This window comes from Chryseobacterium sp. UF-81 (assembly GCF_058245105.1).
This window is the reverse complement of the sequence record NZ_JBSIBX010000014.1, coordinates 70,043-94,297: the sequence shown is the minus strand read 5'-3', so window position 1 is coordinate 94,297 and position 24,255 is coordinate 70,043. Positions and strand designations below refer to the sequence as shown.

Genomic DNA, 24,255 nt, shown 5'->3' with positions numbered 1-24,255 from the left:
AATATATCCAGCAGGATTTTAGTCCTGAAACGCGTTTTTTTGCAAAGAATTAATATAAGCATTCCAACCCTCATTCTTATAGGTAATGGCAGCAGTTTCAGGATCTTCAGATTTATAAATTCCCCTTCCTACAATGATGAAATCCGAGTGAAGCATTTTGAAAACATGTTCAGGAGTATTGTACTGCTGTCCTTTTCCGTCGCCTGAGTCTGCAAGATTAACACCCGGAGTGAAAAGCAAAAGCTCTTCAGGAATCGGATTCTGTGATACTCCTCCGATGACATTGGGATGTGATAATGCTACTTTCAGAGCTTCTTCACGATAGCTTGCCGTAGTCAGCGCTCCCTTGGAAGACATTCCTACAATCGCAACTACGCCTACATTTTTAAAGCAGTCCAGAGATTCAAATCCCCCGATCACCTGTGAAGTAACGAAATCTGCCCAGTCTGTAATTTTAAATACACCGCTGGTGAACTGCAGTTCCTGTGTGTTGCCGATATCTGCAAACTTTCTGTCCTCCATCAGTAAGAACTGATGTTTTTCAGCTAATGCTTTTAAAGGAAGAATTGTTTTTTCATAGTCAAAGTCTGAAATGATATCAATATGTGTTTTTAACGCAATCACGTGAGGTCCTACTTTTTCAGCAAGATCAAGCAGTTCCCGGGTTGTAGTAACATCAGCAGAGGCAATAAGGTTTGATTTTTTTGCCAAAGCTGTTTCCAGCAGTTTTTTAGAAACTGAATGCTGTGCATGTTCTAATTTCTGCTCGTAAGAATTTCTCGTCTTTTCTTCAAACTGAATATGGTTTCCCTGAAGGAAATCCTGGATTCTTTTTACTTCTTCGTTAGACAATTCTCCGTTTTCCTGAAGAATAGCGCAAACTTCTGAAATATTGAAAAGGGTGTGAACTCTGTAGCCTTTACTTTCCAGCAACTGTTTTCCGCCCTGTTCTCTGTCAAGGACCACAACGATATCGGCTACTTTAAGATCTTCCTGTTCTACCTCTGCAATGGTTTCTACAAGAGATTTTCCGGAAGTAATCACGTCCTCTACCAAAAGACAGTTCTGGCCTTTCTGGTAAATTCCTTCGATCAGTTTCTTAGTTCCGTAGCTTTTGGCTTCCTTTCTTTTAATAATTAATGGAATATAACTTTCCAAAGACATCGCAGTAGCCATCGGAAGTGCTGCATAAGGCACTCCGCAGATTAAATCAAAATTATCAAGTGGAAGCATTTCCAATAAATAATTAGCCAGATTTTTTAAGATTTTCGGGTCCGAGGCCAAAGGTCTCAGGTCTACATAGAACGGACTTTCAATGCCGCTTTTTAAGGTAAACCTTCCGAATTTGATGATGCCCAGCTTGTAACACTCTAAGAAAAATTCTTTTTTACTTTCCATTATTTTTTATTAGATACTGCAAATTTAATGATTTGAAACAAGGCTTAAAAATTTATCAACCATTTGTCAATAAAAAACCATCCTGAAACGTTTCAGGATGGTTTAAAAATATTTCTGTAATTATTATTTTATAATTTCTGCATCGATAACTTTGGTGCCGTTCAGCCTTTGTTCTGCTTCCCACAGCAAAAATTTGTCCACTTCCTTAATCAATTTTGGAATCGTCAGTGACAATACTGCCAAGTCATCCATAACTCCTAAAACAGGTACGGCAAATTCAGGAAGTATGTCAATAGGAGAAATTACATATAAAAGCCCCAGGAGTGGTAAGATGATATCGATGGATCTCATCGGGTATTCTCCTTTTCTCCATAATTTGACCATCCTGAAAATGTCAGGAATTTTTTTGACAAAGCCTTTATGGCTGATCGCTTCTTTTGCAAGATTCAATTTTGAATATTTCATTTTGTGTTTAGTTTTAATAAATTTTTCAACGTAATAAATTTCGCAAATACTATACCAATAAAATATAAAATTTAGTTAAAATAATTACTTGATGATATTGTCAATGAACTGATGCACAGTTTCTGTGTTCCAATCTCTGGAGGCATCTTCTTTAATGATGATTCTTCCGTGCTTATCAATAAGAAAAGTGGTAGGGAATACTTTGGGAAGAATTTTTTCAGAAATAGGGCTTTGTGCAATATAGACAGGAACGGAATAATTATTTTCTTTTAAAAACTTTTTTACATCCTCTTCCTTATCGTTCATGGCAATAAGAATAAAATCTACATTTCCTTTTCTGGAATCATATAATTTTTGAATGCTTGGCCATTCTTTTCTGCACGGCGGACACCAGGTTCCCCAGAAATTAAGGAAAACAGGTTTATTCTTAAACGTTTTAAGATTGGTACTTGGTACATTGATCCCTTTCAGCTCAATGTCATAATCTTCTTCACTTACATGTACGGCATTTTCAATGGTAGCAATCGGGAAGAACTGGTCTCTCAGGTATTCTTTTACTCCCGGAACAAAAGCTATGACACCGATAATGATGATAAGGACAAGGTATATGATATTCTTTTTCATGCGATGATCTTTACTGTTAATTTTTGCCTTATGGGATTCAGTTTTATATTATAGCAATTCTAAAATCTCCTGAACGGCATCTTTGCCTCTGTTTTTTGCATAATACAGCTGCAGGTCGTTATAGAAGTTATCTTTCGGGTAAGCTTCAGGATCTGCTTTGTGCTTCATTAATAATTCATATCCGTATTTCGGACGTGGTCCCCAGGAATTCTTTACATTAAAATCTTTATCCAGAATAAGTACTTTTGGGATAGATTCTGTACCATTGGTCAGATATTGACTGATCAGGCTTTTGTCACCATCTCTCAGGAAAATTTTGACGTCATTGTGTCCTTTGAAAAAGGTAACAAGAGCAGGAACCGTAGCGCTGGCATCGCCGCACCATGCTTCTGAAATAATCAGGATTTTCCCATCAAAATTTTTAGAAGCCAACTCTTTTAACTGTTCTTCATCCGGAATATATTTTTTAAGTGTTCTGTCCATTCTCTGAAGCCCTAATTCGTAGTATTGCCTGTACTCGATTTCCTGTTGGCTGGAAGGATTTTCCAATCTTTCTTTTCCGATACGGACATACTCTTCAAAAGAAATTCCCTGATCCCAGTATTTTTTCATGACCAAAAATATTTATATTAAAAATTATTGATGTTTCTTGTTTTGTTAATTAAAAACAGGTCCGCCAGTACAAATGCAGCTAAGCTTTCCACAACAGGAACTGCTCTTGGCACTACACATGGATCGTGGCGTCCTTTTCCTTCCACTACTACTGGATTTCCATATTTATCTACGCTGTCCTGAGGTCTCAGAATAGTCGCTACAGGTTTGAATGCAGCACGAAAATAAATATCCATTCCATTGGAAATTCCTCCCTGGATTCCTCCTGAAAGATTAGATTTTGTACTGAAATCTGTATTGAACGCATCATTGTGCTCTTTCCCTGTCATTTTAGCTCCGCAGAAACCGCTTCCGTATTCAAATCCTTTGCAGGCATTGATATTCAGCATGGCTTTGCCCAATTCAGCCTGAAGTTTGGAAAATATAGGCTCTCCAATTCCTACAGGAACGTTTTTGATCACGCATGTAACCGTACCGCCGATGGTATTGCCTTCTTTTTTGATCTCTTTAATTCGTTCGATCATTTTTTCAGCAGTTTCAGCATCCGGGCAACGTACATCATTACTTTCCGTTTTTGAAAAGTCTAAAGCCTGATAAGGTTTTTCACAGAAAATATCGCCTACCGAAGAAACATAAGCATTGATCTCAATGCCGGATAAAAGCTGCTTGGCCAAAGCTCCTGCAACGACCCAGTTGATGGTTTCCCTTGCTGAAGATTTTCCTCCGCCGCGATAGTCTCTGATACCAAATTTCTGGTCATACGTGAAATCCGCATGACTCGGACGGTATGAATCTGCAATATGATCATAGTCCTTAGACTTCTGATTTTCATTTTCTATAATAAAACCAATTGGGGTACCTGTCGTTTTTCCTTCAAAGATCCCTGAAAGAAACTTTACCGTATCACTTTCTTTTCTTTGAGTGACAATCGCAGACTGGCCGGGTTTTCTACGATCCAATTCATATTGAATTTTATCGAAATCGACCGTTAAACCTGCCGGGAAATTATTGATTATACCGCCGTAAGCCACGCCGTGACTTTCTCCAAATGTTGTAAGACTAAGAAGATTACCTAATGTATTGAACATGTTACAAAATTACCTATTTTTCTTCAGATAATAAAGTTTCTGGATTTGTTCTATTTATCAGTGTTTTTGATAGTATGGATAATGTCCTGTATTTCCTTTTTTTTGTCCGGTGTGAGTTTTTTCCAGATAAATCCTTTTTTGATGTTTTTTTCATCAATGTACTGAGGGAAGATTCCTGCTTTTGCATCATCAAAAATATAACTTTCAGATATTGCAGGAATAGGAGTGTCAAAATTAAAAGGATAATCCTTTGATACATTAAATTTTAAATTTCCCGTTTTGAAAGTTTCAGATTTGTTGTAATGATAAGTTGAGGGCTGATACAGCTGTTCTTTTTTCAATCCGGCCATAAAGTTCCCCAGTCTGAAACTCGGAATATACTGACGGATGAAATTGGGAAAACTTAAGATCCCAATCACCAATACACTTGAGGTGAAGAAAAAAGCAAGTGATTTTTTTTTACTGAAATGAATAAACAGGATAAAAGCGATCACGAAAAACACATCAAGAAAAAAACGGTATTGTGCCGAGAAAGCTAATACCAGTATACTTTTTATCAATAAGGAAATGCAGACAAGGCTAATGATTTTTTTCTTTTTAATGAAGGCAAAAACAGAAAAGATAACCAGGCTTAAAATGAAGAACAGGTTGATTTTCGATTTAATTCCTTCCAAGGTAAACCAATTTCTGACCGCATCATAAAAAGAGAATTTTTGAATTTCTTCGTAGCTGTACTGCATATCATATGTCTTCTGAATAGCATATTGCGATGAAATTTTTAAGACTTCCGGATTGGGTTTCCAGGTAAATCCAAAATCACCTATGGCAACAGGAAATACAGGATGTCCGAATGTCCATATATTCTTGATAAAGAACAGAATAAGGATTCCGGTTCCTAAAACCCAGCTTTTATAATTGGGTTTAAAAATAAATACAGAACAGAAAAACACCAGTAATGGGAGCCACATCATGGTAGGCTTTATAGAAAAAACAAAAACGGCATAAGCAAAAAGAATACTGATATTTTTGTTTCCTGTCATGATTTCATTTAAAACAATCAATGATAAAGTAATAACAGGAAGGTCAGGGCTTGGTGACTGTGAGAAAAGTAAGAGTACCGGAATGAAGCAAAGCTGTACCCAACTCCTCTTCTCAAAAATATAAAAAGTATAAGCGATCAGAAGAATGGCATTGATTCTTAAAAAAGGATCTGAAAACCCGGAGAATCCTGCCTGAAAAATATGCCATACCGACATTTGCCCTAATGTTAAATCCAAATTGGAAATCCCTTTTACAAGGCCGTATTCCGTGATCCATTTGATGGTAGGAACATAATATCCGAAATGATCCAGTATATAAGGATAAAACGAGCTACTGTAAACAATGAGCAATGAAATACCGCCAATTAAAAGAATGTCTTTCTTTGAAAACGAATTAATTTTCTGATATAATTGCTTTTTGAAGAAGAAAAAAACTCCGGATAATATAAAAGGAATTTCTACATATATATTGATAGGGATAAAAAACGCAAAAACTGTCCAAATAAGGCTGAGTCCTAATATTCCGGTTAAAATATTACCTGAAACACCTCCGGTTAAAGTGCCAAAGAAGCTTTCCATGACTTTCCCCCAGCCTGCGAGGACTGAAAGAATAAGAAACGAAGAAAGTAAAAGTAAAATCATAAAAAAAGATTGCCTAAAAATAAGCAATCTTTAAATGTTATCGTAAAAATATTAATTAACGTGGTTGAACCCTTCCGTCTTTTCTGTCTCCAGCCCTACCGATTGTATAACCGGTTGCACCACCAACTACACCACCAATCACGGCTCCAAGACCTCTGTTTTTCTTAGCAACAATGGCTCCTACTGCGGCACCACCTACGGCACCAATAGCAGTTCCTTTGGCCGCTTTACTCCATCCTTTCTTTTGAGTAGCAGTGGTTCCCTGAGAGGAATTGCTTCCATTGTCTGCATAGGTTCCGCCTCCTGAATTAGAGTTTGATCCTCTGTCTCTATATACTGTTCTTGTTTCTCTTATGATCTTAGGCTTTGAATTGTTGGCAGCTGCAGCCTGAGATTTTTTACTTTCAGCAATGCTGTCTGCTTTTTTCTGTGCTTCGTATACTATTTTTTCTTTCTCGATAGCCAGCTTTTGCTTTTCTATTTCAAGCTGTCTTGCCTGAAATTCAAGTTTCTGCTCTTCCAGAGATTTTTCAGCTGTTCTTTCGTCTTTTTTGCAGGCTGTCAGTAAAAAGACTGATAAAAATCCTGCTACTATTATCTTTCTCATAATTCAAATTTTAATAAGTAGTTTTTTGCCAGACGGCAGCAACTTCCTATTTATTTTCAATTATGAAGCCAAATTTAGTTAAGAAATGTTAAAGTGGTAATTTTTTCTGATAAAACTATAATGTTTCCAGATGTTTTTACATGTAAAACAGCGCATGGATGTAATTTTAAGTTCATTGAAAGTTTTTATTCAATTCATATGAATTGGTTACTTTTGAAATACCAAAATTACTTAATATGAAAATATCAATTTTTAAGGCTATGGCTTTTACGTTATTGTCAGCCGTTGCCGTTTCGTGCTCTTCGAATGATGATCTCATGACAGATGCTAAGTCTCAGGCTCATTCTGAAACCTCTAAAGAAGCTTCAAAAACGAAAACCTATAAGGTAAGATTCGGTCTGATATCCCTGAACGGAACAAAAACGCTTTCGGGAAGTTACGATGTAGGAAGTTTCATTGCTGAAAATACAGTTACCGGTGAGGTTTATGACACGTATTACGGTGGAGGCTTTCAGACATTGCCTGGATATTATGAAGGCATTCCGGCGGGAACTTATACTTTCTCTGCGATGCAGGGGCAGGGAGGCTGGGCCGGTTACGGATCGGTAACAGGAACTGTATCAGATGCTCAGGTAGATGCTGACGGGTACGTTACTGTATATATTCCTGTGACCTGGGAAGAGTAAAATGTAGTTAAATTATCTTTAAATCCTCAAAAGGATTTTATTATTTATGTTTTTAAGCCTCCTGAATGAGGCTTTTTTTATTTAATCAAATTGAACATGAATAAATAACAAGATCGCATCGTTGAGAAGCCCTCATTATATATTTAAAGTTACTTTTACTTTATTGATAAGCCTGTGAAGTTTGGAAGTCTGGTAGTTCAGGAGTTCATAGATTTCCTGTGAAGTGGTATATGTTTCCGGGACAGTTTTATTGTTGATTGTTTTGATTTCCCTTCTTTTCATGGTGTCATGAATGACTCTGGCAAAAGATTCTTTTGCTCCCTGTTTGAAGCTCTGCTGAGAAATGCCGTTTGAGTGCAGGCGGTAAAGATAAAGGGGTTTCTTAATGTATTTTACGCTGCCATGCTCCAGAATTTTCAGGTATAAATCCTGGTCTACAGCGCTTTTCAGGTTGGGGTTGATGCCGGAAGTTTTCAGGTAAACTTCTTTTTTAAAAATGAAGAAATGGGTAAGCTGAATAGGGCAGTTAAAAAAATATCTGCTGTTGTGGATTTGTTTTGCCCCTCCAAATATTTTGTCAGGAATAAGATTTTCATTACAGAACATCATTTGGGAATAAGCTGCTATGATATCATCTTTAGAAAATTCCTGCATGGTTTTTTCTAAGGTGTCTGTGTATAGGGCATCATCAGGGTCCAGATAGGCGCATAATTCCCCTGTTGCATATTTCATGCATTTTCTCTTGGTGTATCCACATCCCCGATTGGATATATTGCGATGGATACTGAAGCGAGGATCATGTTTGATAATAGCTTCAATTATTTCTACGGAATCATCTGTAGAAGCATCATCAACAATTATCACTTCCCAGTTTTCATAGGTTTGGTTAATCAACGAATCATAGCAGTCTCTAAAGTACTTACCATTATTATAATTGGCTATAAGTATAGAGAATTTTATCACAATATAAAGAGTTAAATTTTTTGTAAAAGTAATAAAATATTTTTTTGAAAATATATCTTAAACTATATTGAATTTATTTTTATTGGTTTATATCGGATTGATTTTTTCTAATGATTTTGAGTACTTATGGAAAGAAATAAATCAAAAGAATCTTTGAAAAGCAATTATGACTGAACTCATAAAATAGGAAAGGAGAAGGTATTACCTTAGAGTATAGAATTAAATAATAATTTTCTTAATTAAATTATAAAAATTTTTTCATCATTTGTGTTTTTGAGGCCTCCATCAGGAGGCTTTTTATTTTATTATTGTTTGCAGAATTAGATAACTAAACATGATATTAATCATAAATATTCTCATTTTGAATTTATTTTATATGCCTCTTTTGTTGTTGTAAACCCTTATGTTTAGACGATTTTTTATATTTCGTTTATCTAAAATAGTATGGACTAATCATTATTATGTCTAAAAAAATATTTTAAAAAATATTACAACTTTGGCACGATTTTTCAATATATCAAGCAACTCATGTTTAATTTGAGTTTTCATGGTTATTAGTTTTTATCCCCGAAGCAATTCGGGGATTTTTTTTGTTTTGTACTTCTTACTGTTTAAGATTAAATTGTATATTAAAAGATCTTAGTTAAAATCAGATTAGGAAATTTTTCTTTCTGATACTCCAGAATGTGGCTGATTGCATATTCACCTTAAACGCATAATAGATTGAAATATAATTTATTTTAAAGTCTGTGTTTGAGAAAGAAATAATAATACATTGCAAGCAAACAATACAAATCAAATGATATAACAATAAAGGAATAGATAACAATACCTTCTCCTTAACCAAATTTTGATTTTAATTTTAGAAAATAGCTTTCAAAATACTTATAAGACAAATGAGAGATAATAAAGGTAATTCCTAATGTTATAGGATAGATTATAATTTCGGTTTTAAAATATACTGCAGTTTTTATAGCTATTATAATCCCAATTCCGTGATACATATAAATTCCGTATGAAATTGAACCCAGATAGTTAGTGATTTTATTTTCTAAAAGATTAGAATACTTGTTATTACATGCTAAGTTGGCAATAATTACCGCAAATAAAATTGAATATATATCATCGTGAAAATACTTGAATTCAATACCAAATAACATCAGTGTTACGGTAATAATTGAAAAGGCCAATAAAACATATTTTTTAAAAATGAACTGTATGGCAACTGAGTTTTTATATATCAAAATAGCAAAGACTCCTCCTATTGCCATGCAGTTTATTTTAAACTGAAAAAGAAATCCACGTAATGCATTTTGAAAAAAGGAAGAAAATAATTTGATGTCAGTATGATTCAAAATAAATGTTAATACCCAATATAATATCAGGATAAAAAGAACATATTTACTGTACTTTCTGGTAAGGAAAAGAAAAGGCCAGATCAGATAAAACTGCTCTTCTGTTGCGATGGACCAGGTTTGAGATGTATAAGCGATTTCACCATACAGGACAACTCCCAGATTTGCAAAGATTGTTAAATAATAAAATATACTTGAATTGCGATGTGAAAAGACATTTGTAAAAATATCACCTGGTATATGGAAAAAAGAAAGATATGGAAAAACAAAAAAACCGAGAAAAATTATTAAGTAATATAGCGGCCAAATCCTAAGAATTCTTCTTACAAAGAAATTTTTAATATTGATGTTTCCTTTGATTTCTTTTTCATGTAGAAGTAGTGATGTGATTAAAAATCCGCTTAAAACAAAAAACAGATTAACACCTAATTTTCCCATGATATGAAAAAAATTAAAAGAAAGTAAATTCTCTAATCCAAACAACGATTTAAATAATTCAACATGGCTAATAATAACAAGTGTAGCGGCTATGAATCTAAGGGAATTTAGATTAGGATAAATTTTTTTCATTCACCAAAAATAATGAAAAATGAGGAGCTTAACTCCATATAGTAACAGAAATACAATTTAAATTTAATTAAAATAGGAAAAATGGGTAATTGTAATAATCCTGTAGAATAAGCAATTTAACTCAAGGACATAAAGTGAGTGTATTTAGAAAAGAAACTCATCAATATTGTCAAGTCTTTTATAGATCTTTAAGTTCTTGCTTTTTTATCTTTTTCATATTAATATTTTGTGATTTGGTGCCCCGTTGTTGTCATTACGTAGTGTGGCTTTTAATTTAGGGAAGATGGTATAATAAGGTAATACATACAAAATAAAAAGCCTTTCTATAATTGACTGAAATTCAGTTTTTATATAGAAAGGCTTGGAGGTACCTAGCGGATTCGAACCGCTGTAGATGGTGTTGCAGACCACTGCCTAGCCGCTCGGCCAAAGTACCATTTTTACCATTTTTGAGGTGTGCAAATATAGCAAAAATTTTTAATGAACAAAAATTTTTAAATCATTTCTTTCGCTCCGATGCTGCTTATTTCTTCTTTTAATTGTCTTTCAGCAACATAGTTTTTACCATTGATCACCCGGGTATCACTCCAGTTGTCATGCCAGCCGTTATTCCCTAAAAAAGAAAGGGAGTCAAAAGGTACAGCGCGGGAAAATGTACGGGCAATAATCTGTTGAGATGTTGGTTTATTGCCATCGATGCTGATAACTTCTGTTCCTGTAATATACTTGGCGATGGTCTTACCCAGATAATATTCCATAAAAAAGAAATAGGAAAAAGACAAAACGAGATAAATAAGAAGTGCAATCAGACTAAAAGTAAAGCTCTGGTCCTCATTTTCAGCGGAAAATCCCTCTCCATACACTATCGAGTACCCTATTCCAAATATAAAAAAGAAGGCATAATAAATAGCCTGTATAAAAAGCCTGTCTAAAAAGAAATTAAGAAAGCGTTTGCCGGATGTGGCCTTATGTCTGTCGACAACTGCCAGATATTTTCTCATGATATTGTATTAGTTTTATTAATTTAAATTCCGTTTAGTATTAGTTTTAAAGTGGCGTTCGTTTCAATGATTGCAGTGATGCCGGATTGATTTACTAGGACGCTGCCGGGTTTCAGATTGAAAACCTTTCCGTTCATTTTTAAGCCCTTATAATATTCTTTGTTAAATGCCTCTTCTATACTTTTCTTTGAGGCGAGTTCCAGATCCTGCGTAGGAATTCCGTATTCTTCTTCGATCATCTTTACAATTTTTCCTTTAAAAAGCAGGGTAGCGGTTTTCTGCAGAACATTGGCAGTCCTTAGATTGAATTTTGTATTGGAAAGCACAATTTTCTTTTTCATCTCATCATATACAGGGATCCCGGAAATAATAGCTTTCCCGTTCACGTAACCTTCTGTTTCTGCTTCAATGATCACTCTTCCTTCGGTGCCATAAACCCGGATGTCCTTGATTTTTACCTTAGAGCCTCTGACATCGTATTCCTTGTTCATGAACATATTTCTGGCGATATTTGTCGCTTCAGAAAAAGGGACATTAGCAGTGGTCTGCAGAAGGAATTTATCTGCCAAAACAGGAACTGCAATGAAATTTCCGGCTGATTTTACTACTGGTGATGCAGCAGGTTTGCTTCCTGTAAACGTTTCCGAATAAATATCCATTCCTATATTCGTGGTGATTTCGTTTCCATAGAATTTCAGCGGGGTGATATTCACGCCAACCGGGCTTATTTTCAGCCAGGTATTATACTCCTCAGAGATATTAAAAGGTTGCGAAAAAACATTCCACGCCATTACTGCATACTGCTGGAAATTCAGCTGGGTAGCCATCTGCTGATCAATGGTCTTGGCAAATTTCGCCTGTTGTTCTTTCAGGCTTTTTTCTACCAGTGAAGTGATAGGGATCTGTATTTTCCCATAATCCAGAACAGGCTTTGTTACCCATCTGAAACCATTGGGCTGCGTATTGGTAGAAATTGTCCAGTTATTGTTAAAATTAATTGTGGTATTGAAAGACATAACCGTTTCAAAAGTCGTATTCTGATATGAATATACTCCCAAAGTGCCAATTCCTTTTTCGGCCCATATTTTTAAAGGGACCTCGATCAGCAGGTTTTGGCTTGTTCCGCCCACCAGACGGATAGGACGGGTCTTCCACACCTTTACCTTGAACTGGTCATTGTTATTATCCGTATAAGAATCATCCTGAAATACCAGCTCTTTTACCGAAGAATTGATCATATTGCTGATTTCAGAAAGTGGAATGGTTACCGGCATGGTAATGCTGGATTTTATTTTCGGAAAATTATAAACAGCAGACTGATTATCAATAGCAGTCTGGCCAAAAACCATGGCGAAACTTAATATAAATAATAATTTGATGGATTTCAATTCAGTATATTTTTTGTGTAGGTAAATTTAAAAATCATCAGGGATGAAACTTCTTTCCAGCTCAATACTTGCCCCTTTCATTTCACCCTGCATCGGAGGGGAGGTTTTTGTAATCTTCAGTTTAACGTAGGAAATCTGGGGGAAATTTTCATGAATCTTCATGATAATTCTTCCTGCCACATGTTCCAGCAGCTTGGATTTAATGGACATTTCCTGATGAATAATCCCGTTGATGTCTGCATAGCTTATTGTATCATTCAGATCATCCGTTTCTGAAGCTTTCCAAAGATCCGTATGCAGTTCTGCATTTAAAATGTAATAGGTCCCGATGATATTTTCTTCGGGAAGCACGCCGTGATATGCATATATTTTTACATCTTCAAGAAAGATCTTGCTCATTGTTCCTGGTTTATTTTCAGCAAAAATCGTTTTAATTCTTCAAAATCTGCATTTATTTCTACAGTTTTTTTCTCCTTTTTCATAAGATCATTCAGTGATTCGGGGATGTCAATTGTAATATGGGCTGCTTTTTCTACTGCTTCAGGGAATTTCACAGGATGTGCCGTTCCTAATATAAATCCTTTTTTGCCTGGGTTATCATTCAGATACTGTTCCATAGCAGCAAATGCAACTGCACTGTGAGGGTCGAGGATATACTCATATTTTTCGTATACCTCTTTTATGGTTTTCAGTGTGGATTCATCATCTATTGAATATCCCGAAATCATATTTTTCAGATGATCAAACTGATGTCCGAAAAGTTCGAGGATTCTGGTGAAGTTGCTGGGATCTCCAACATCCATGGCATTGGATAAGGTGGCGACAGCTTTTTTAGGACGATACTGATGATTTTTCAGATAATCTGGAACTACATCATTTTCATTGCATGCAGCGATAAAATGTTCTGCAGGAAGCCCGCGGAAATAAGCAAGAAGTCCCGCACAGATATTTCCGAAATTTCCACTCGGGACACCAATTACCGGATCCTGATTTTCGTGCTGTTTCCATTGTTTTAAAGCTAATAAATAATAAATCTGCTGAGGAAGCCATCTCGCAACATTAATAGAATTAGCCGAGGTTAAAAACAACGCTGAGTTGATACTTTCATCTGAAAAAGCCTGCTTGACAAGATTCTGACAGTCATCAAAATTTCCGTTGACTTCCAGTGCAGAAATATTTCCTCCCAGTGCAGTAAGCTGCTTTTCCTGAACATCACTCACCCTGTTTTTGGGGTAAAGTATAACCACCCTGATTCCCGGGACATTGTAGAATCCATTGGCAACAGCTCCCCCCGTATCACCGGAAGTGGCCACAAGAACCGTTACTTTCTTATCCTGGTCTTTTAGAAAATAGGATAGGCAGCGGCTCATAAACCGTGCACCCACATCTTTGAATGCCAAAGTTGGTCCATGGAAAAGCTCAAGAATGGATATCCGTTCATTGATTTTTTTCAAAGGAATCTCAAAGCTTACCGTTTCCGCAGTAATTGTCTTTAATATTTCCGGAGGAATTTCGTCTCCGATAAGATCTTTCATACATCTGAAAGCAATTTCTTCATCGGAATACAGATGCAGATTCCGGATAAATTCTTCATTAAACTGAGGGATTTCTTCTGGGAAAAACAATCCTTTTTGTCTGCCCTGACTTTTTATGGCAGCTGTTTTAAAATTAACGGTTTCTTGTTTATCTTTTAAATTATAATATTTCATTGTTTTCAATTTATAGGTTCATCATAGCTCTTCTTCAATAATCTCAATCCCTGCAGGATTTATTTTCGATACATAGACGAAATTCTCGATTTCAATTTCATCATACACAGACTTCATTAGCCGGGCAATCTTTTCTGCCGTTTCTTTTTTTTCTGCCAGCATGAAAATGGAAGGGCCGGAACCGGAAATTCCGCCTCCAAGTGCGCCGGCTTCCAAACTTTTTGCTTTAATCTCATCGAATTTCGGAATCAGAATGCTCCTGACGGGTTCTATAATCACATCATTCAGACTTCTCCCGATGAGAGGAATATCATTTTTAAGAATTCCGGTCACCAGCCCTGCAATATTTCCCCACTGTTCTACAGCATCTTTCAGAAGAATATTTTTCTTTAAGATTTGCCGTGCATCAGAAGTTTTTACTTCGACTTGCGGATGTACTGCAGCCACAAAAAGGTTGGGAGTACTCAACGGAATAATATCAATAGGAGAGGAGGATTTTACCAAAGTGATTCCTCCATAAATGCACGGGGCAATATTATCTGCGTGGCGGACTCCGGAAGCAAGTTCTTCACCAAACATGGCAAAGTGAATCATTTCTTCACAGGATAAAATGTTTCCTAATAAGGCATTGGCCCCGAAAGCGGCTCCGGCGGCGCTAGCCGCGCTGGAGCCGAGCCCGCTGCCCGGCTTTATATGTTTACGGATCGTGACTTCAAAACCTTTCGCCAGTTTCAGATGTTCCATGATATTTTGAAGGACAACGCCCGCTACATTTTTTGACGGCTCTTCCGGAAGTCCGAAATGATCCTCATGTCTGATGATGATCTCAGGACGGTCCAGTAATTTCAGTTCCATTTCGTCATAAGGCTCATGAATAGCCATTCCAAGGATATCAAATCCGCAAACGAGATTGGCTACCGTAGCAGGAACTTTTATTTTTATTTTTTTCATATTATTTATTTTAAACTGATCGGATAATATCTGCAAAAACGCCACTGGCAGTTACTTCAGCCCCTGCACCGGCTCCTTTTACAACAAGTGGCTGTTCGGAGTATCTTAAAGTTTTGAAGATAACAATATTGTCTTTGCCATACAGATGATACAGATCACTGTCTGGAGCAACATGCTGAAGGCCAACTTTGGCTTTACCGTTTTTAAACTCTGCAGTGTATTTTAAGATCTTGCCGTTTTTGTGTGCCTCATTGACTAAGTTTTTAAAATGATTTTCGTATTCAGTAAGCTTTTCATAGAAATTTTCTACGCTTCCGTGAAGACATTCCTCAGGCAGAAAGCTTTCATTGTCTATATCTTCAAACTGAAGAGGATATCCGGCTTCTCTGGCCAGAATTAAGATCTTGCGGGCCACATCAGTTCCAGTCAGGTCCAGCCGTGGATCCGGTTCGGTAAAACCTTCTTTCTGTGCCTGGGCAACAACTTCTGAAAATGTTTTGCTGCCATCATAATTGTTAAAGACGAAATTCAAAGTTCCACTTAATACAGCCTGAATTGACGTGATTTTATCGCCGCTTTTCATAAGATCGTTAATGGTTCCGATAACTGGAAGTCCGGCTCCTACATTGGTTTCAAAGTAGAAGTTGCAGTTGTGGTTTCGGGCAGTATTTTTTAAGTTTTTATACACTTCAAAATCTGAGGAAGCTGCAATTTTATTGCAGGCCACAACATTGATGCTTCTTTTTAATAAATCTTCATAGATTTCCGGTACTGATGAGCTGGCAGTTACATCAACAAATACTGAATTCCTAAGGTTGCGAAAAATGATCTCCTCTGCAAAGCTATGGATAGATGCTTCGTCAGCTTTTTCACTCCAATTGCTGTATCCGGTTTCAGAAATTCCCCGATCGGAAAAAAACATTTTCCGGCTGTTGGAAATCCCTGCAATTCTCAGGTTAATTAAATTATTTTCCCGAAGATATTCATTTTGCTCAAAAATCTGTTCTACCAGTTTCGAACCTACATTTCCGACTCCACACAGATAAAGGTGTACCTGCTTGATTTCGGATTCAAAAAATTCTTCATGAAGAACGTTAACCGCTTTTTTAGTATCTTTTTCTGAAATAACAATACTGATATTCCTCTCCGAAGATCCCTGTGCAATAGCTCTGATATTAATTCCGTTATTACCCAGGCATCCAAACATTTTCGCACTGATTCCGCTTCTGTTCTTCATGTTTTCTCCTACCAGCGCCACAATTGAAAGCCCGGTTTCTATTTTTACAGGAGCCACCCTCTGCAGTTTTATATCATCTTCGAAAGAAGAATTCACAACATTTTCCGCATGAAATACATCTTTTTCATTGACGGCAATGGTAATAGAATGTTCAGAGGAGCCCTGGGTAATAAGAATAACATTAATCTTTTCAAGACTGAGACACTGAAATAGTTTTGCTGAGGTTCCGGGAATTCCTACCATTCCGCTACCTTCCAGGGTAAGAAGGGCAATATGACTCATATTGGAAACTCCTGCAGCGATCTGTTGTTTTTCAACAGCTGATTTGTTTAATTTATGGGAAACTAATGTTCCCTGTGCCTCCGGATCAAAAGTATTTTTAATTTTAAGGTCAATATTTTTTGCCATCACAGGCTGTAGGGATGGCGGATAAAGAACCTTAGCTCCAAAATGGGAAAGTTCCATCGCTTCATGATAGGAAATTTCAGAAATAGGTTTAGCATTGGAAGCCAATCTTGGATCTGCAGTCATCAGCCCGTTTACATCGCTCCAGATCTGAAGTTCTTCAGCTAATACCGCTGCTGCAATAATGGCCGCCGTATAATCGGATCCGCCTCTGCCTAATGTAGTAGCATTTCCGTTTTGGTCTTTGGCTATAAAACCGGGTGCGACAATAATCTGGTTTTTATGATCGGCTGCAAAATTCTTTATATTTTCTTCAGTGATTTCAAAATCTACTTTCGCATTGGCAAAGCTGCTGTCGGTTCTTATGTGGTCAGCTGAATTCATCCATATACAGTCTAAGCCATCATACTGAAGCCTAGCTGCGATAAGGTTTGATGACAGGAATTCTCCATATGAAGTAATCCTGTCCCGGATCTTATCTGTAAATTCACCTAATACAAATATGCCGCTGTAGATATCTTCCATATCATTAAAATGCTTTTTGACAAAGCTTAGCCAGGAACTTTGTGATAAAACAGGAATCAGTTCTTTAACAAGTTCCAGATGCTTTTCTTCCAGGTTTTTAATGATGGGAATATACTTTTCATCTTTAAGAGAAGCATATTCAGCTGCTTTTATCAGGGTGTCAGTAACACTGCCAAGAGCTGAAACTACAACAATCACTCTGCTCTGTAAAGATTCTTTTTTTATAATATTTTCTGCCAGAAGGATATTTCCGGCATTGGCGACGGAAGTTCCGCCGAATTTTAAGACTTTCATCCAATAAATATTTTAGGTTAGGTAAAACGAAATGATTACTCTTTAAAAAAAGAGTACGGGTGCAGGAAATGATATGTGAAAATGTACCCCGCTAAGGGGTAGTTGTTGTAGTTGTGAATGTAGAAACAGAAGATAGTCCCGAAATAAGTGATTCCGGTGCAGAAATATCTGATATGTTTCTTAGAAAATTCATTCTTTACTAAACAAATGTACAAATTATTTGGAGATATCAAAATATTTTGTCAAAAATGATATTGACAGGAATCTTCCGAACTGTATCACTTACTTAATATTCAGCTACACTTGTTAATTCTGGTTTTGTTTTGATGTTTTTGAGTTACATCTTTGTTAAGCATATCAACAACGTGTGAAAATCTAGTTATAATCGAAATGTAAATTCAAAATATTATGAGAAAAATTAAAAAACTTTCAAGAGAAGAAAAAAGTAAAATCAATGGTGGATTTACTGACTTTCAGATTGAAACATGTGGCGGTGCTGCGTATGTATGTTTTCGTAGTGGCGGCGCCTGGGGCTGCTGGAGAACTCCGGGAGGTACGTGCTATGCTCCGATGGTGTAATTAATTTAGAGCCTCTCTTATTTATTAACGTTTTCATAGATGAGGTTTAAAATGTTATATTTAGAAACCAAAACAAATCAATATGAAAAATCTTAAAAAATTAGGAAGAGAGAATCTGAAATCTATTAACGGAGGAAATACCTGTTTTGAGTATTGTCCTCCGGGGCCTTATGGAGTAGGTCCGGATTATCCGAAATCATGTGAAGACTTTAATGCTTTGCCTGAATGTTGTAAATTAAGGGTGAGAGTAGATTATCTCTGCTTCGGGCCTATATAAAAAGTAAAGCACTGTTTCATAACAGTGCTTTTAATTACTACAATTGATTTATTCATCAACTTTTAAGAAGTGGCTAAACATTTTGGCGGGCTGCCACATACTCCCGGAATGCATACTTCATCGGGTTTACAATAAGTGTCACATTCCCTTGATGTTCCGCCATTGATGCTTTTTAGACATGCTTTGTCTAATTTTTTTAAATTTTTCATATGTAAAGATTTTGGTTTGAATCTTAAATATATAAAAATTATTTCACACTTTTCGAGAGATCCAGCATTGCCTCAATAGGTTTCAGAGCTTTTAAACGAAGCTCTTCGTCGATAAGGATTTCCGGAAGCTCGTATTTCATACACAGATATAATTTTTCCATGGTATTGCGTTTCATATAGAAACATTCTGAACAGTTGCAGCTTTCGTCAAAAACCAGTGCAGGAATCAGTTCCTTGTGCGGAGCACGTTTTTTCATTTCGTGAAGAATTCCTTCTTCAGTGGCAATAATGAATTTCTGACAGTCATCTTTCTCTACAAAATTCAACAGGGCAGAAGTAGAACCGATGAAATGAGCCAGCTTTAAAACGGCTTCCTCACTCTCAGGATGTGCAATAAGTTTAGCATCAGGATTGTCTGCCATCTGCTGGGCAATTCTTTCCATAGAAAATGCTTCGTGTACGATGCAGCTTCCGTCCCAGAGAATCATATCACGGCCGGTTTTCTTAGATAAATATCTTCCTAAATTTTTATCCGGAGCAAAAATGATAGGTCTGTCTTTTGGCAGGGCTTCAATCACAGTTTCAGCATTTGAGCTGGTTACGATGATGTCACTTTCTGCTTTAGTTTCCGCGTTGCAGTTGATGTAAGTGGCAACCAGAGCATTAGGATGCTGTTCGCGCATCTTTCTCAGTCCTTCTCCTGAACATCCGTCTGCCAGAGAACATCCGGCCATAGTGTCGGGAAGAACTACCTTTTTAGTCGGATTAAGAATTTTAGCGGCTTCTGCCATGAAGTGTACTCCACAGAATACAATCATGTCTGCGTTGGTATCTTTGGCCTGTCTTGCCAGCTGTAGGGAATCTCCCAGGAAATCAGCGATATCCTGAATTTCTCCCGGCTGGTAATAATGGGCAAGGATTACCGCATTTTTTTCTTCTTTAAGTTTCAGAATAGCTTTCACTAATTCTTCTCCTTGAGGGATCGCTATGTCTTTTATATCCAGGAATCCTCTTACAGGAATCGCAGATTTGGCTTTTTCTAATGTTTCGGTACTCATATCCACCTTAATGTTTTTTTGATTTTAGAAGTTAGAGGTTAGAAATTAGAAGTTAGAATGTTGTAGTTTGAATTGTAATTACTCTTTCAAACTTTCATCATCCGACTTCCATCATCCATCTCTTAATTCCCAATAAATTTTTTTATTAAACTTTCTATTTCTTTTTTTGCTACATCAAGATCGGTATTAATGACGATCCTGTCAAACTCTTTCGCAAAGGTCATTTCTTCTCCTGCCTTTGCTACACGTGTTTTGATGGTTTCTGCATCATCCGTGTTTCTGGAGATCAATCTTCTTTCCAATTCTTCTATGGAAGGCGGTTCAATGAAAATAGACAGGGCTTTCTCTCCAAAATATTTTTTTAAAGATATTCCTCCTTTTACATCTACATCAAAAATAACTACTTTTCCCTGATTCCAGATTTTTTCCACTTCAGACTTTAAAGTACCGTAATATTTGTCAGTATACACTTCTTCATATTCTACAAAAGCATCTTCTGCTATTTTCTGTCTGAATTCATCCGGACTCAGAAAATGGTAATCCACTGCATGGGCTTCATTTCCTCTCGGCTGTCTTGTAGTGCAAGAGATAGAAAATGCCAGTTCAGGAAATGTTTTCAGAGAATGCTTTACTAATGTAGTTTTTCCGCTCCCCGACGGTGCTGAAAATATGATAACTTTATTCATTTAGATTAGAGATTTTTAGATTAGAGATACAAGAATAAACTCTCTAATCTCTTGTCTATAGGTCTATGGTCTATAATACGTTTAACGTCTGTTCTTTAATCTTTTCCAAATCATCCTTCATCATGACCACCAGCTTCTGGATTTCTGCATGATTGGCCTTTGAACCCAAAGTATTGATCTCCCTTCCGATCTCCTGAGAGATAAAACCAAGTTTTTTCCCGTTGAAGTCTTCAGTATCCATTACTTCTTTGTAGTATTTCAAATGCTGGGTCAGCCTTACTTTTTCTTCTGCAATATCCAGTTTCTCTGTGAAATAGGCCATTTCCTGATAGAAACGTGTTTCATCCACATTCTCGAATTCTTTTAAAGATTTCTGATAACGCTCTTTTACGGAAATGATTCTTTCTTCTTCAAAAGGAACTACTTCAGAAAGATATTTATCAATATTCTGGATGTTTCTTTCGAGCTCTTCATGTAAAATAGTTCCTTCTGTCTTTCTGAATTCCATAAAACGATCCACAGCTGCATGAACAATCTTTGCCAAAGCTTCCCATTCACCTTCCGTAAGTTCGTCAGGTCTTGAAGTAATGGCATCCGGAAGTCTTACTGCCATTTTCAGGTATTCAAAGTCTGGACCGTCCGAAGCAATGTTTCGAAGTTCGTTCATATAGGAGTCAATTAAGCTCCTGTTGATCTTCACATCATTTGTCTCTTCAAGGTTCTCCAAATTAATGTAGCAATCTACCTTTCCACGGATAATTCTGTCGTTAAGGATTTTTCTGATCTCAAATTCTTTCTCTTTATAGCGTAAAGGGACTTTAATATTCAAATCAAAGCTTTTGCTGTTCAGAGATTTAATGTCTATTGAAATCTTTTTTCCTTCAAAAACACCTTCGGCTCTGCCGAATCCCGTCATTGATAAAATCATAGTTTTTTATTGTTGTACAAAGATAAACATTTAAATTAGCACTGTGAAATCGCAGTGATTGGGAAACCACAATTAATGATGAAGATTTTAGATTCCATATGACCTTTAAAAAACAAATAGATACACTACACATGAAAAATTTGATTTCTGTTGTAGGACCCACTGGAATAGGCAAAACGAGACTCGCAATTGATCTGGCAAAGCACTTCAATACAGAAATTGTTTCCTGTGATTCCCGTCAGTTTTTTAAAGAGATGAAAATAGGAACAGCATCCCCTTCGGAAGAGGAACTGGCGGAAGCTCCCCACCATTTTATAGGGAACCTTTCAGTTCAGGACTATTATTCTATCGGTCAGTATGAAGAAGATGCTTTAAAAAAACTCAACGAACTTTTTGTAAATCATAATACCGTTATTTTGGTCGGTGGAAGTATGATGTATGAAAAAGCAGTTATTGAAGGACTGAATGATCTGCCTGAGGCTGATGAAAACAATCAGAAAAAATTACAGGAAATCCTTGATACGGAAGGAATCGAAAAACTTCAGCACATCCTGAAAGAACTTGATCCCGAGTATTTCGAAGTGGTGGATTTTCACAATCACAGAAGACTTTTACGGGCTATTGACGTGATCTGGCAGACGGGTAAAAAGTATTCCGAACAAATTGCTGTTTCCCAGGATTCCAGAGATTTCAATGTAATTCGCATCGGAATTGAAGCTCCAAGGGAAGATTTGTATGACAGAATCAACAGAAGGGTAGATATCATGATGGAGAAAGGTCTTCTGGCAGAAGCAGAAGGTCTGGAGAAATTTAAAGATCTTACTGCTTTGAAAACTGTTGGATATGCAGAATTATTCAAATATTTTGACGGAGAATGGGATCTGGAATTTGCTGTTTCTGAAATTAAAAAGAACAGCCGCAGATATGCCAAGCGTCAGCTGACATGGTACAGAAAGGCAGATGATATTTACTATTTGCCATTGGGTTATTCAAAAGAGGATTTTGATGGGTTGATTGGTTATATTAAAGAGCAAACTCTGAAATAACTGTTGGAAAAATGCAAAGGCGCAAAGAAATAATATTTTAAAATGCTTAAGACGCAAGGATTTTATCTTTGATAAAATGTGTAGTGTTGAATTTTGCTAAAAATCTTTTATTTTCTTGCACCTTAAAGCAGTCTGCTATTATAAATCTTTGTGTTTCCCAACAAGAATAAAACAAAAAATGCGATCCCTAAAGACCGCACTCCAAACAATATAATTAAATTTACTACTTCCAACCGCCGCCAAGAGCTCTGTAAAGATCTACAATGCTGCTCAGTCTCTGTCTTTTTACGGACGCAAGATTCAGTTCAGCCTGTAAAGAATTTCCCTGAGCTGTTATCACTTCTAAGTAATTGGCCATACCGCCTTTGTAAAGCATTTCGGCACTTTTTATTCCGTTTTTCAACGTTGATACCTGTTCTGCTGCTTTCTGTTCCTGAACTTTTAAACTTTCATTGGAAACCAAAGCATCGGAAACTTCGCCCACAGCATTTAAAACAGATTGACGAAAAGCCAAAACGTTTTTCTCTCTTTGAATTTTAGCTACATTCAGATCGGTTTTTAACTGTCTTTTCTGGAAAATAGGCTGGGTAATTCCTCCCAATACAGATCCAAACAGAGAGGCCGGAATCTGGAACCAGTTATCAATTTTAAATGAGTTGACACCTCCGCTTGCTGTGATTTTCAAGGCAGGGTACATATTAGCCTGGGCAATTCCCACCATTGAATTGGATTCCAACAAAACCAGTTCCTGCTGACGGACATCCGGACGTCGGCTCACCATTGCTGCCGGAAGTCCTGCCGAAATATCTTGTGGAAGAGAAGTGTCCGACATTTCAATTGTTCTGTTGATTTTAGTTGGATTTTCACCTACAAGAATACTCAAAGCATTTTCCTGGATCGCAATATTTTGCTCCAATTGGGTAATCAGGAGTTCCGTTGACTGCTTTTGTGCTGTAGCCTGTTGAACGCCTAAAGAAGTGGTATCACCGCTCTGCCACATTTTTTCAGTAATCGAAAGGGTATTGGTGCTCAATTCCAGATTTGATTTTGCAATATTTAATTGCTTGTCAAGCATCAATAAATTATAGTATCCCTGGGCAATCGCTGCAACCACCTGGGTCTGGATTGCTTTTGTAGCTTCATACGTCTGCAGATACTGCATTCTTGAAACTTCCTGCTGATTTTTAATCTTACCCCAGATATCAGCTTCCCAGGAAAGATTGAATGCTGCATTATAATCTTCAACATGATTCTGACCTAAAAATGAATTCAGGCTTTTCCCGTTCATACTGTTTTCCGAAGGTTTTGAAATCTGCGCCGAAACACCGAAACCTACATCAGGATATTGAAGATATTTTGCCTGTTTCAGTTTTTCCTGTGAAGAAGCCACCTGTTTTAGGGCAATCTGAAGATCATAGTTATTTTTAATTCCTTTTTCAATCAGTCCCTGTAAAATAGGATCGCTGAAAAATTGTTTCCATTCCAGATTGGCGATACTTGCTGTATCAGCAGTAGCCGTGTACTGAAATTTTTCCGGAAGCTGAAGGTCCGGCTCCGTATATGCCAGTTTGGACACACACGAAACCGCGCCTAAAGCCAATATAAGTGTCAGAATAAAATTCTTAATTCTTTTCATAGTTTTAAATAGACTTTTATTTGAAAACAAAACTTTGAGAGGATTTAGTTGATGCAAAGAGGTCTTTAGTAGGAGAATACTTTGCTTTATTTTAACCACAGATGACACAGATTTTCACGGATGTTCATGTATTTATTCTACATAAGAATCTCTGATTCTTTAAAAACTTATGTGAGCTTCTTTTCATTCCAATAGTAAACTTCAAGTAGCTTAAGTGTTTAACAATTTTTGTGACTTTTGTGGTTTAAAATGTTCTCAAAGTTTTGTAAATCATAT

Annotated in this window: 23 protein-coding genes and 1 tRNA gene; 4 read left to right on the top strand and 20 right to left on the bottom strand. The window is 36.6% G+C overall.

Annotated features, from left to right (window positions below; all coding sequences use genetic code 11):
* Positions 1-18 precede the first annotated feature (18 nt).
* From pyrF to AC4IFE_RS17645, 7 genes are all read right to left on the bottom strand, one after another.
* Entirely contained in the window at positions 19-1,398 is a 1,380-nt protein-coding gene (pyrF, locus tag AC4IFE_RS17675; RefSeq protein ID WP_490758460.1) for an orotidine-5'-phosphate decarboxylase, read from the bottom strand.
* Positions 1,399-1,521: 123 nt separating this feature from the next.
* Entirely contained in the window at positions 1,522-1,863 is a 342-nt protein-coding gene (locus AC4IFE_RS17670) for a YkvA family protein (RefSeq protein WP_490758459.1), read from the bottom strand.
* Between the two features lie 84 nt (positions 1,864-1,947).
* Complete coding sequence (locus tag AC4IFE_RS17665) at positions 1,948-2,487, bottom strand: TlpA family protein disulfide reductase (protein ID WP_490758458.1); 540 nt, start codon at positions 2,485-2,487, stop codon at positions 1,948-1,950.
* Between the two features lie 48 nt (positions 2,488-2,535).
* Positions 2,536-3,099, bottom strand: a complete 564-nt coding sequence (locus tag AC4IFE_RS17660; protein WP_490758457.1) for a thioredoxin family protein — start codon at positions 3,097-3,099, stop codon at positions 2,536-2,538.
* Positions 3,100-3,116: 17 nt separating this feature from the next.
* Positions 3,117-4,187, bottom strand: a complete 1,071-nt coding sequence (gene aroC, locus AC4IFE_RS17655) for a chorismate synthase (RefSeq protein ID WP_490758456.1) — start codon at positions 4,185-4,187, stop codon at positions 3,117-3,119.
* Between the two features lie 50 nt (positions 4,188-4,237).
* A complete protein-coding gene (locus AC4IFE_RS17650) occupies positions 4,238-5,869 on the bottom strand; it encodes an LIC_10190 family membrane protein (RefSeq protein ID WP_490758455.1) in 1,632 nt (543 codons plus the stop codon).
* 55 nt (positions 5,870-5,924) lie between these two features.
* Positions 5,925-6,476, bottom strand: a complete 552-nt coding sequence (locus AC4IFE_RS17645) for a YMGG-like glycine zipper-containing protein (protein ID WP_490758454.1) — start codon at positions 6,474-6,476, stop codon at positions 5,925-5,927.
* Between the two features lie 236 nt (positions 6,477-6,712).
* On the opposite strand from AC4IFE_RS17645, the gene AC4IFE_RS17640 reads away from it, so the two are divergent.
* Entirely contained in the window at positions 6,713-7,162 is a 450-nt protein-coding gene (locus AC4IFE_RS17640) for a hypothetical protein (protein WP_490758453.1), read from the top strand.
* Positions 7,163-7,297: 135 nt separating this feature from the next.
* Here the strand turns inward: AC4IFE_RS17640 and AC4IFE_RS17635 are convergent, their stop codons facing one another.
* From AC4IFE_RS17635 to thrA, 9 genes are all read right to left on the bottom strand, one after another.
* Positions 7,298-8,125 (bottom strand): glycosyltransferase family 2 protein, encoded by an 828-nt coding sequence (locus tag AC4IFE_RS17635; protein ID WP_490758452.1) that lies wholly within the window; start codon positions 8,123-8,125, stop codon positions 7,298-7,300.
* 839 nt (positions 8,126-8,964) lie between these two features.
* Positions 8,965-10,050, bottom strand: coding sequence for an acyltransferase family protein (locus tag AC4IFE_RS17630; protein ID WP_490758451.1), 1,086 nt, complete (start codon positions 10,048-10,050; stop codon positions 8,965-8,967).
* A 362-nt stretch (positions 10,051-10,412) separates the two neighbouring features.
* A tRNA-Cys gene (locus AC4IFE_RS17625) sits at positions 10,413-10,486 on the bottom strand.
* A gap of 58 nt (positions 10,487-10,544) precedes the next feature.
* The gene (locus tag AC4IFE_RS17620; RefSeq protein WP_490758450.1) at positions 10,545-11,051 is read right to left on the bottom strand and encodes an RDD family protein; all 507 of its coding nucleotides are present in this window, start codon (positions 11,049-11,051) and stop codon (positions 10,545-10,547) included.
* 23 nt (positions 11,052-11,074) lie between these two features.
* Positions 11,075-12,439, bottom strand: coding sequence for a DUF4403 family protein (locus AC4IFE_RS17615; protein ID WP_490758449.1), 1,365 nt, complete (start codon positions 12,437-12,439; stop codon positions 11,075-11,077).
* Positions 12,440-12,466: 27 nt separating this feature from the next.
* Positions 12,467-12,838, bottom strand: coding sequence for a dihydroneopterin aldolase (gene folB, locus AC4IFE_RS17610; protein ID WP_490758448.1), 372 nt, complete (start codon positions 12,836-12,838; stop codon positions 12,467-12,469).
* Positions 12,835-14,148 (bottom strand): threonine synthase, encoded by a 1,314-nt coding sequence (gene thrC, locus AC4IFE_RS17605; RefSeq protein WP_490758447.1) that lies wholly within the window; start codon positions 14,146-14,148, stop codon positions 12,835-12,837. Before thrC ends, folB begins: the two co-directional genes overlap by 4 nt.
* A 21-nt stretch (positions 14,149-14,169) precedes the next feature.
* A complete protein-coding gene (locus tag AC4IFE_RS17600; RefSeq protein WP_490758446.1) occupies positions 14,170-15,099 on the bottom strand; it encodes a homoserine kinase in 930 nt (309 codons plus the stop codon).
* Between the two features lie 10 nt (positions 15,100-15,109).
* Complete coding sequence (gene thrA, locus AC4IFE_RS17595) at positions 15,110-17,560, bottom strand: bifunctional aspartate kinase/homoserine dehydrogenase I (RefSeq protein WP_490758445.1); 2,451 nt, start codon at positions 17,558-17,560, stop codon at positions 15,110-15,112.
* A 408-nt stretch (positions 17,561-17,968) separates the two neighbouring features.
* Here thrA and AC4IFE_RS17590 point away from each other — a divergent pair, with 408 nt between their 5' ends.
* Both AC4IFE_RS17590 and AC4IFE_RS17585 read left to right on the top strand, forming a co-directional pair.
* The gene (locus AC4IFE_RS17590) at positions 17,969-18,139 is read left to right on the top strand and encodes a hypothetical protein (protein WP_490758444.1); all 171 of its coding nucleotides are present in this window, start codon (positions 17,969-17,971) and stop codon (positions 18,137-18,139) included.
* Between the two features lie 82 nt (positions 18,140-18,221).
* Complete coding sequence (locus AC4IFE_RS17585) at positions 18,222-18,416, top strand: bacteriocin-like protein (RefSeq protein WP_490758443.1); 195 nt, start codon at positions 18,222-18,224, stop codon at positions 18,414-18,416.
* Between the two features lie 247 nt (positions 18,417-18,663).
* On the opposite strand, the gene nadA is transcribed toward AC4IFE_RS17585, so the two are convergent.
* The 3 genes from nadA to AC4IFE_RS17570 all read right to left on the bottom strand — a co-directional run bounded on the left by nadA (position 18,664) and on the right by AC4IFE_RS17570 (position 21,297).
* A complete protein-coding gene (nadA, locus tag AC4IFE_RS17580) occupies positions 18,664-19,683 on the bottom strand; it encodes a quinolinate synthase NadA (protein WP_490758442.1) in 1,020 nt (339 codons plus the stop codon).
* 122 nt (positions 19,684-19,805) lie between these two features.
* Positions 19,806-20,369 (bottom strand): guanylate kinase, encoded by a 564-nt coding sequence (gmk, locus tag AC4IFE_RS17575; RefSeq protein WP_490758441.1) that lies wholly within the window; start codon positions 20,367-20,369, stop codon positions 19,806-19,808.
* Positions 20,370-20,439: 70 nt separating this feature from the next.
* Complete coding sequence (locus AC4IFE_RS17570; protein WP_490758440.1) at positions 20,440-21,297, bottom strand: YicC family protein; 858 nt, start codon at positions 21,295-21,297, stop codon at positions 20,440-20,442.
* A 131-nt stretch (positions 21,298-21,428) separates the two neighbouring features.
* Here AC4IFE_RS17570 and miaA point away from each other — a divergent pair, with 131 nt between their 5' ends.
* Positions 21,429-22,343: a tRNA (adenosine(37)-N6)-dimethylallyltransferase MiaA gene (gene miaA / locus AC4IFE_RS17565; protein WP_490758439.1), complete on the top strand. Its 915-nt coding sequence runs from the start codon at positions 21,429-21,431 to the stop codon at positions 22,341-22,343.
* Positions 22,344-22,566: 223 nt separating this feature from the next.
* Here miaA and AC4IFE_RS17560 read toward each other — a convergent pair whose 3' ends face one another.
* The gene (locus tag AC4IFE_RS17560) at positions 22,567-23,979 is read right to left on the bottom strand and encodes an efflux transporter outer membrane subunit (protein WP_490758438.1); all 1,413 of its coding nucleotides are present in this window, start codon (positions 23,977-23,979) and stop codon (positions 22,567-22,569) included.
* Positions 23,980-24,255 lie beyond the last annotated feature (276 nt).

Coding starts and splice junctions, on each gene's coding strand:
- pyrF (WP_490758460.1), bottom strand. CDS start 1,398: ATGGAAAGTAAAAAAGAATTTTTCTTAGAGTGTTACAAGCTGGGCATC.
- AC4IFE_RS17670 (WP_490758459.1), bottom strand. CDS start 1,863: ATGAAATATTCAAAATTGAATCTTGCAAAAGAAGCGATCAGCCATAAA.
- AC4IFE_RS17665 (WP_490758458.1), bottom strand. CDS start 2,487: ATGAAAAAGAATATCATATACCTTGTCCTTATCATCATTATCGGTGTC.
- AC4IFE_RS17660 (WP_490758457.1), bottom strand. CDS start 3,099: ATGAAAAAATACTGGGATCAGGGAATTTCTTTTGAAGAGTATGTCCGT.
- aroC (WP_490758456.1), bottom strand. CDS start 4,187: ATGTTCAATACATTAGGTAATCTTCTTAGTCTTACAACATTTGGAGAA.
- AC4IFE_RS17650 (WP_490758455.1), bottom strand. CDS start 5,869: ATGATTTTACTTTTACTTTCTTCGTTTCTTATTCTTTCAGTCCTCGCA.
- AC4IFE_RS17645 (WP_490758454.1), bottom strand. CDS start 6,476: ATGAGAAAGATAATAGTAGCAGGATTTTTATCAGTCTTTTTACTGACA.
- AC4IFE_RS17640 (WP_490758453.1), top strand. CDS start 6,713: ATGAAAATATCAATTTTTAAGGCTATGGCTTTTACGTTATTGTCAGCC.
- AC4IFE_RS17630 (WP_490758451.1), bottom strand. CDS start 10,050: ATGAAAAAAATTTATCCTAATCTAAATTCCCTTAGATTCATAGCCGCT.
- AC4IFE_RS17620 (WP_490758450.1), bottom strand. CDS start 11,051: ATGAGAAAATATCTGGCAGTTGTCGACAGACATAAGGCCACATCCGGC.
- folB (WP_490758448.1), bottom strand. CDS start 12,838: ATGAGCAAGATCTTTCTTGAAGATGTAAAAATATATGCATATCACGGC.
- thrC (WP_490758447.1), bottom strand. CDS start 14,148: ATGAAATATTATAATTTAAAAGATAAACAAGAAACCGTTAATTTTAAA.
- AC4IFE_RS17600 (WP_490758446.1), bottom strand. CDS start 15,099: ATGAAAAAAATAAAAATAAAAGTTCCTGCTACGGTAGCCAATCTCGTT.
- thrA (WP_490758445.1), bottom strand. CDS start 17,560: ATGAAAGTCTTAAAATTCGGCGGAACTTCCGTCGCCAATGCCGGAAAT.
- AC4IFE_RS17590 (WP_490758444.1), top strand. CDS start 17,969: ATGAGAAAAATTAAAAAACTTTCAAGAGAAGAAAAAAGTAAAATCAAT.
- AC4IFE_RS17585 (WP_490758443.1), top strand. CDS start 18,222: ATGAAAAATCTTAAAAAATTAGGAAGAGAGAATCTGAAATCTATTAAC.
- nadA (WP_490758442.1), bottom strand. CDS start 19,683: ATGAGTACCGAAACATTAGAAAAAGCCAAATCTGCGATTCCTGTAAGA.
- gmk (WP_490758441.1), bottom strand. CDS start 20,369: ATGAATAAAGTTATCATATTTTCAGCACCGTCGGGGAGCGGAAAAACT.
- AC4IFE_RS17570 (WP_490758440.1), bottom strand. CDS start 21,297: ATGATTTTATCAATGACGGGATTCGGCAGAGCCGAAGGTGTTTTTGAA.
- miaA (WP_490758439.1), top strand. CDS start 21,429: ATGAAAAATTTGATTTCTGTTGTAGGACCCACTGGAATAGGCAAAACG.
- AC4IFE_RS17560 (WP_490758438.1), bottom strand. CDS start 23,979: ATGAAAAGAATTAAGAATTTTATTCTGACACTTATATTGGCTTTAGGC.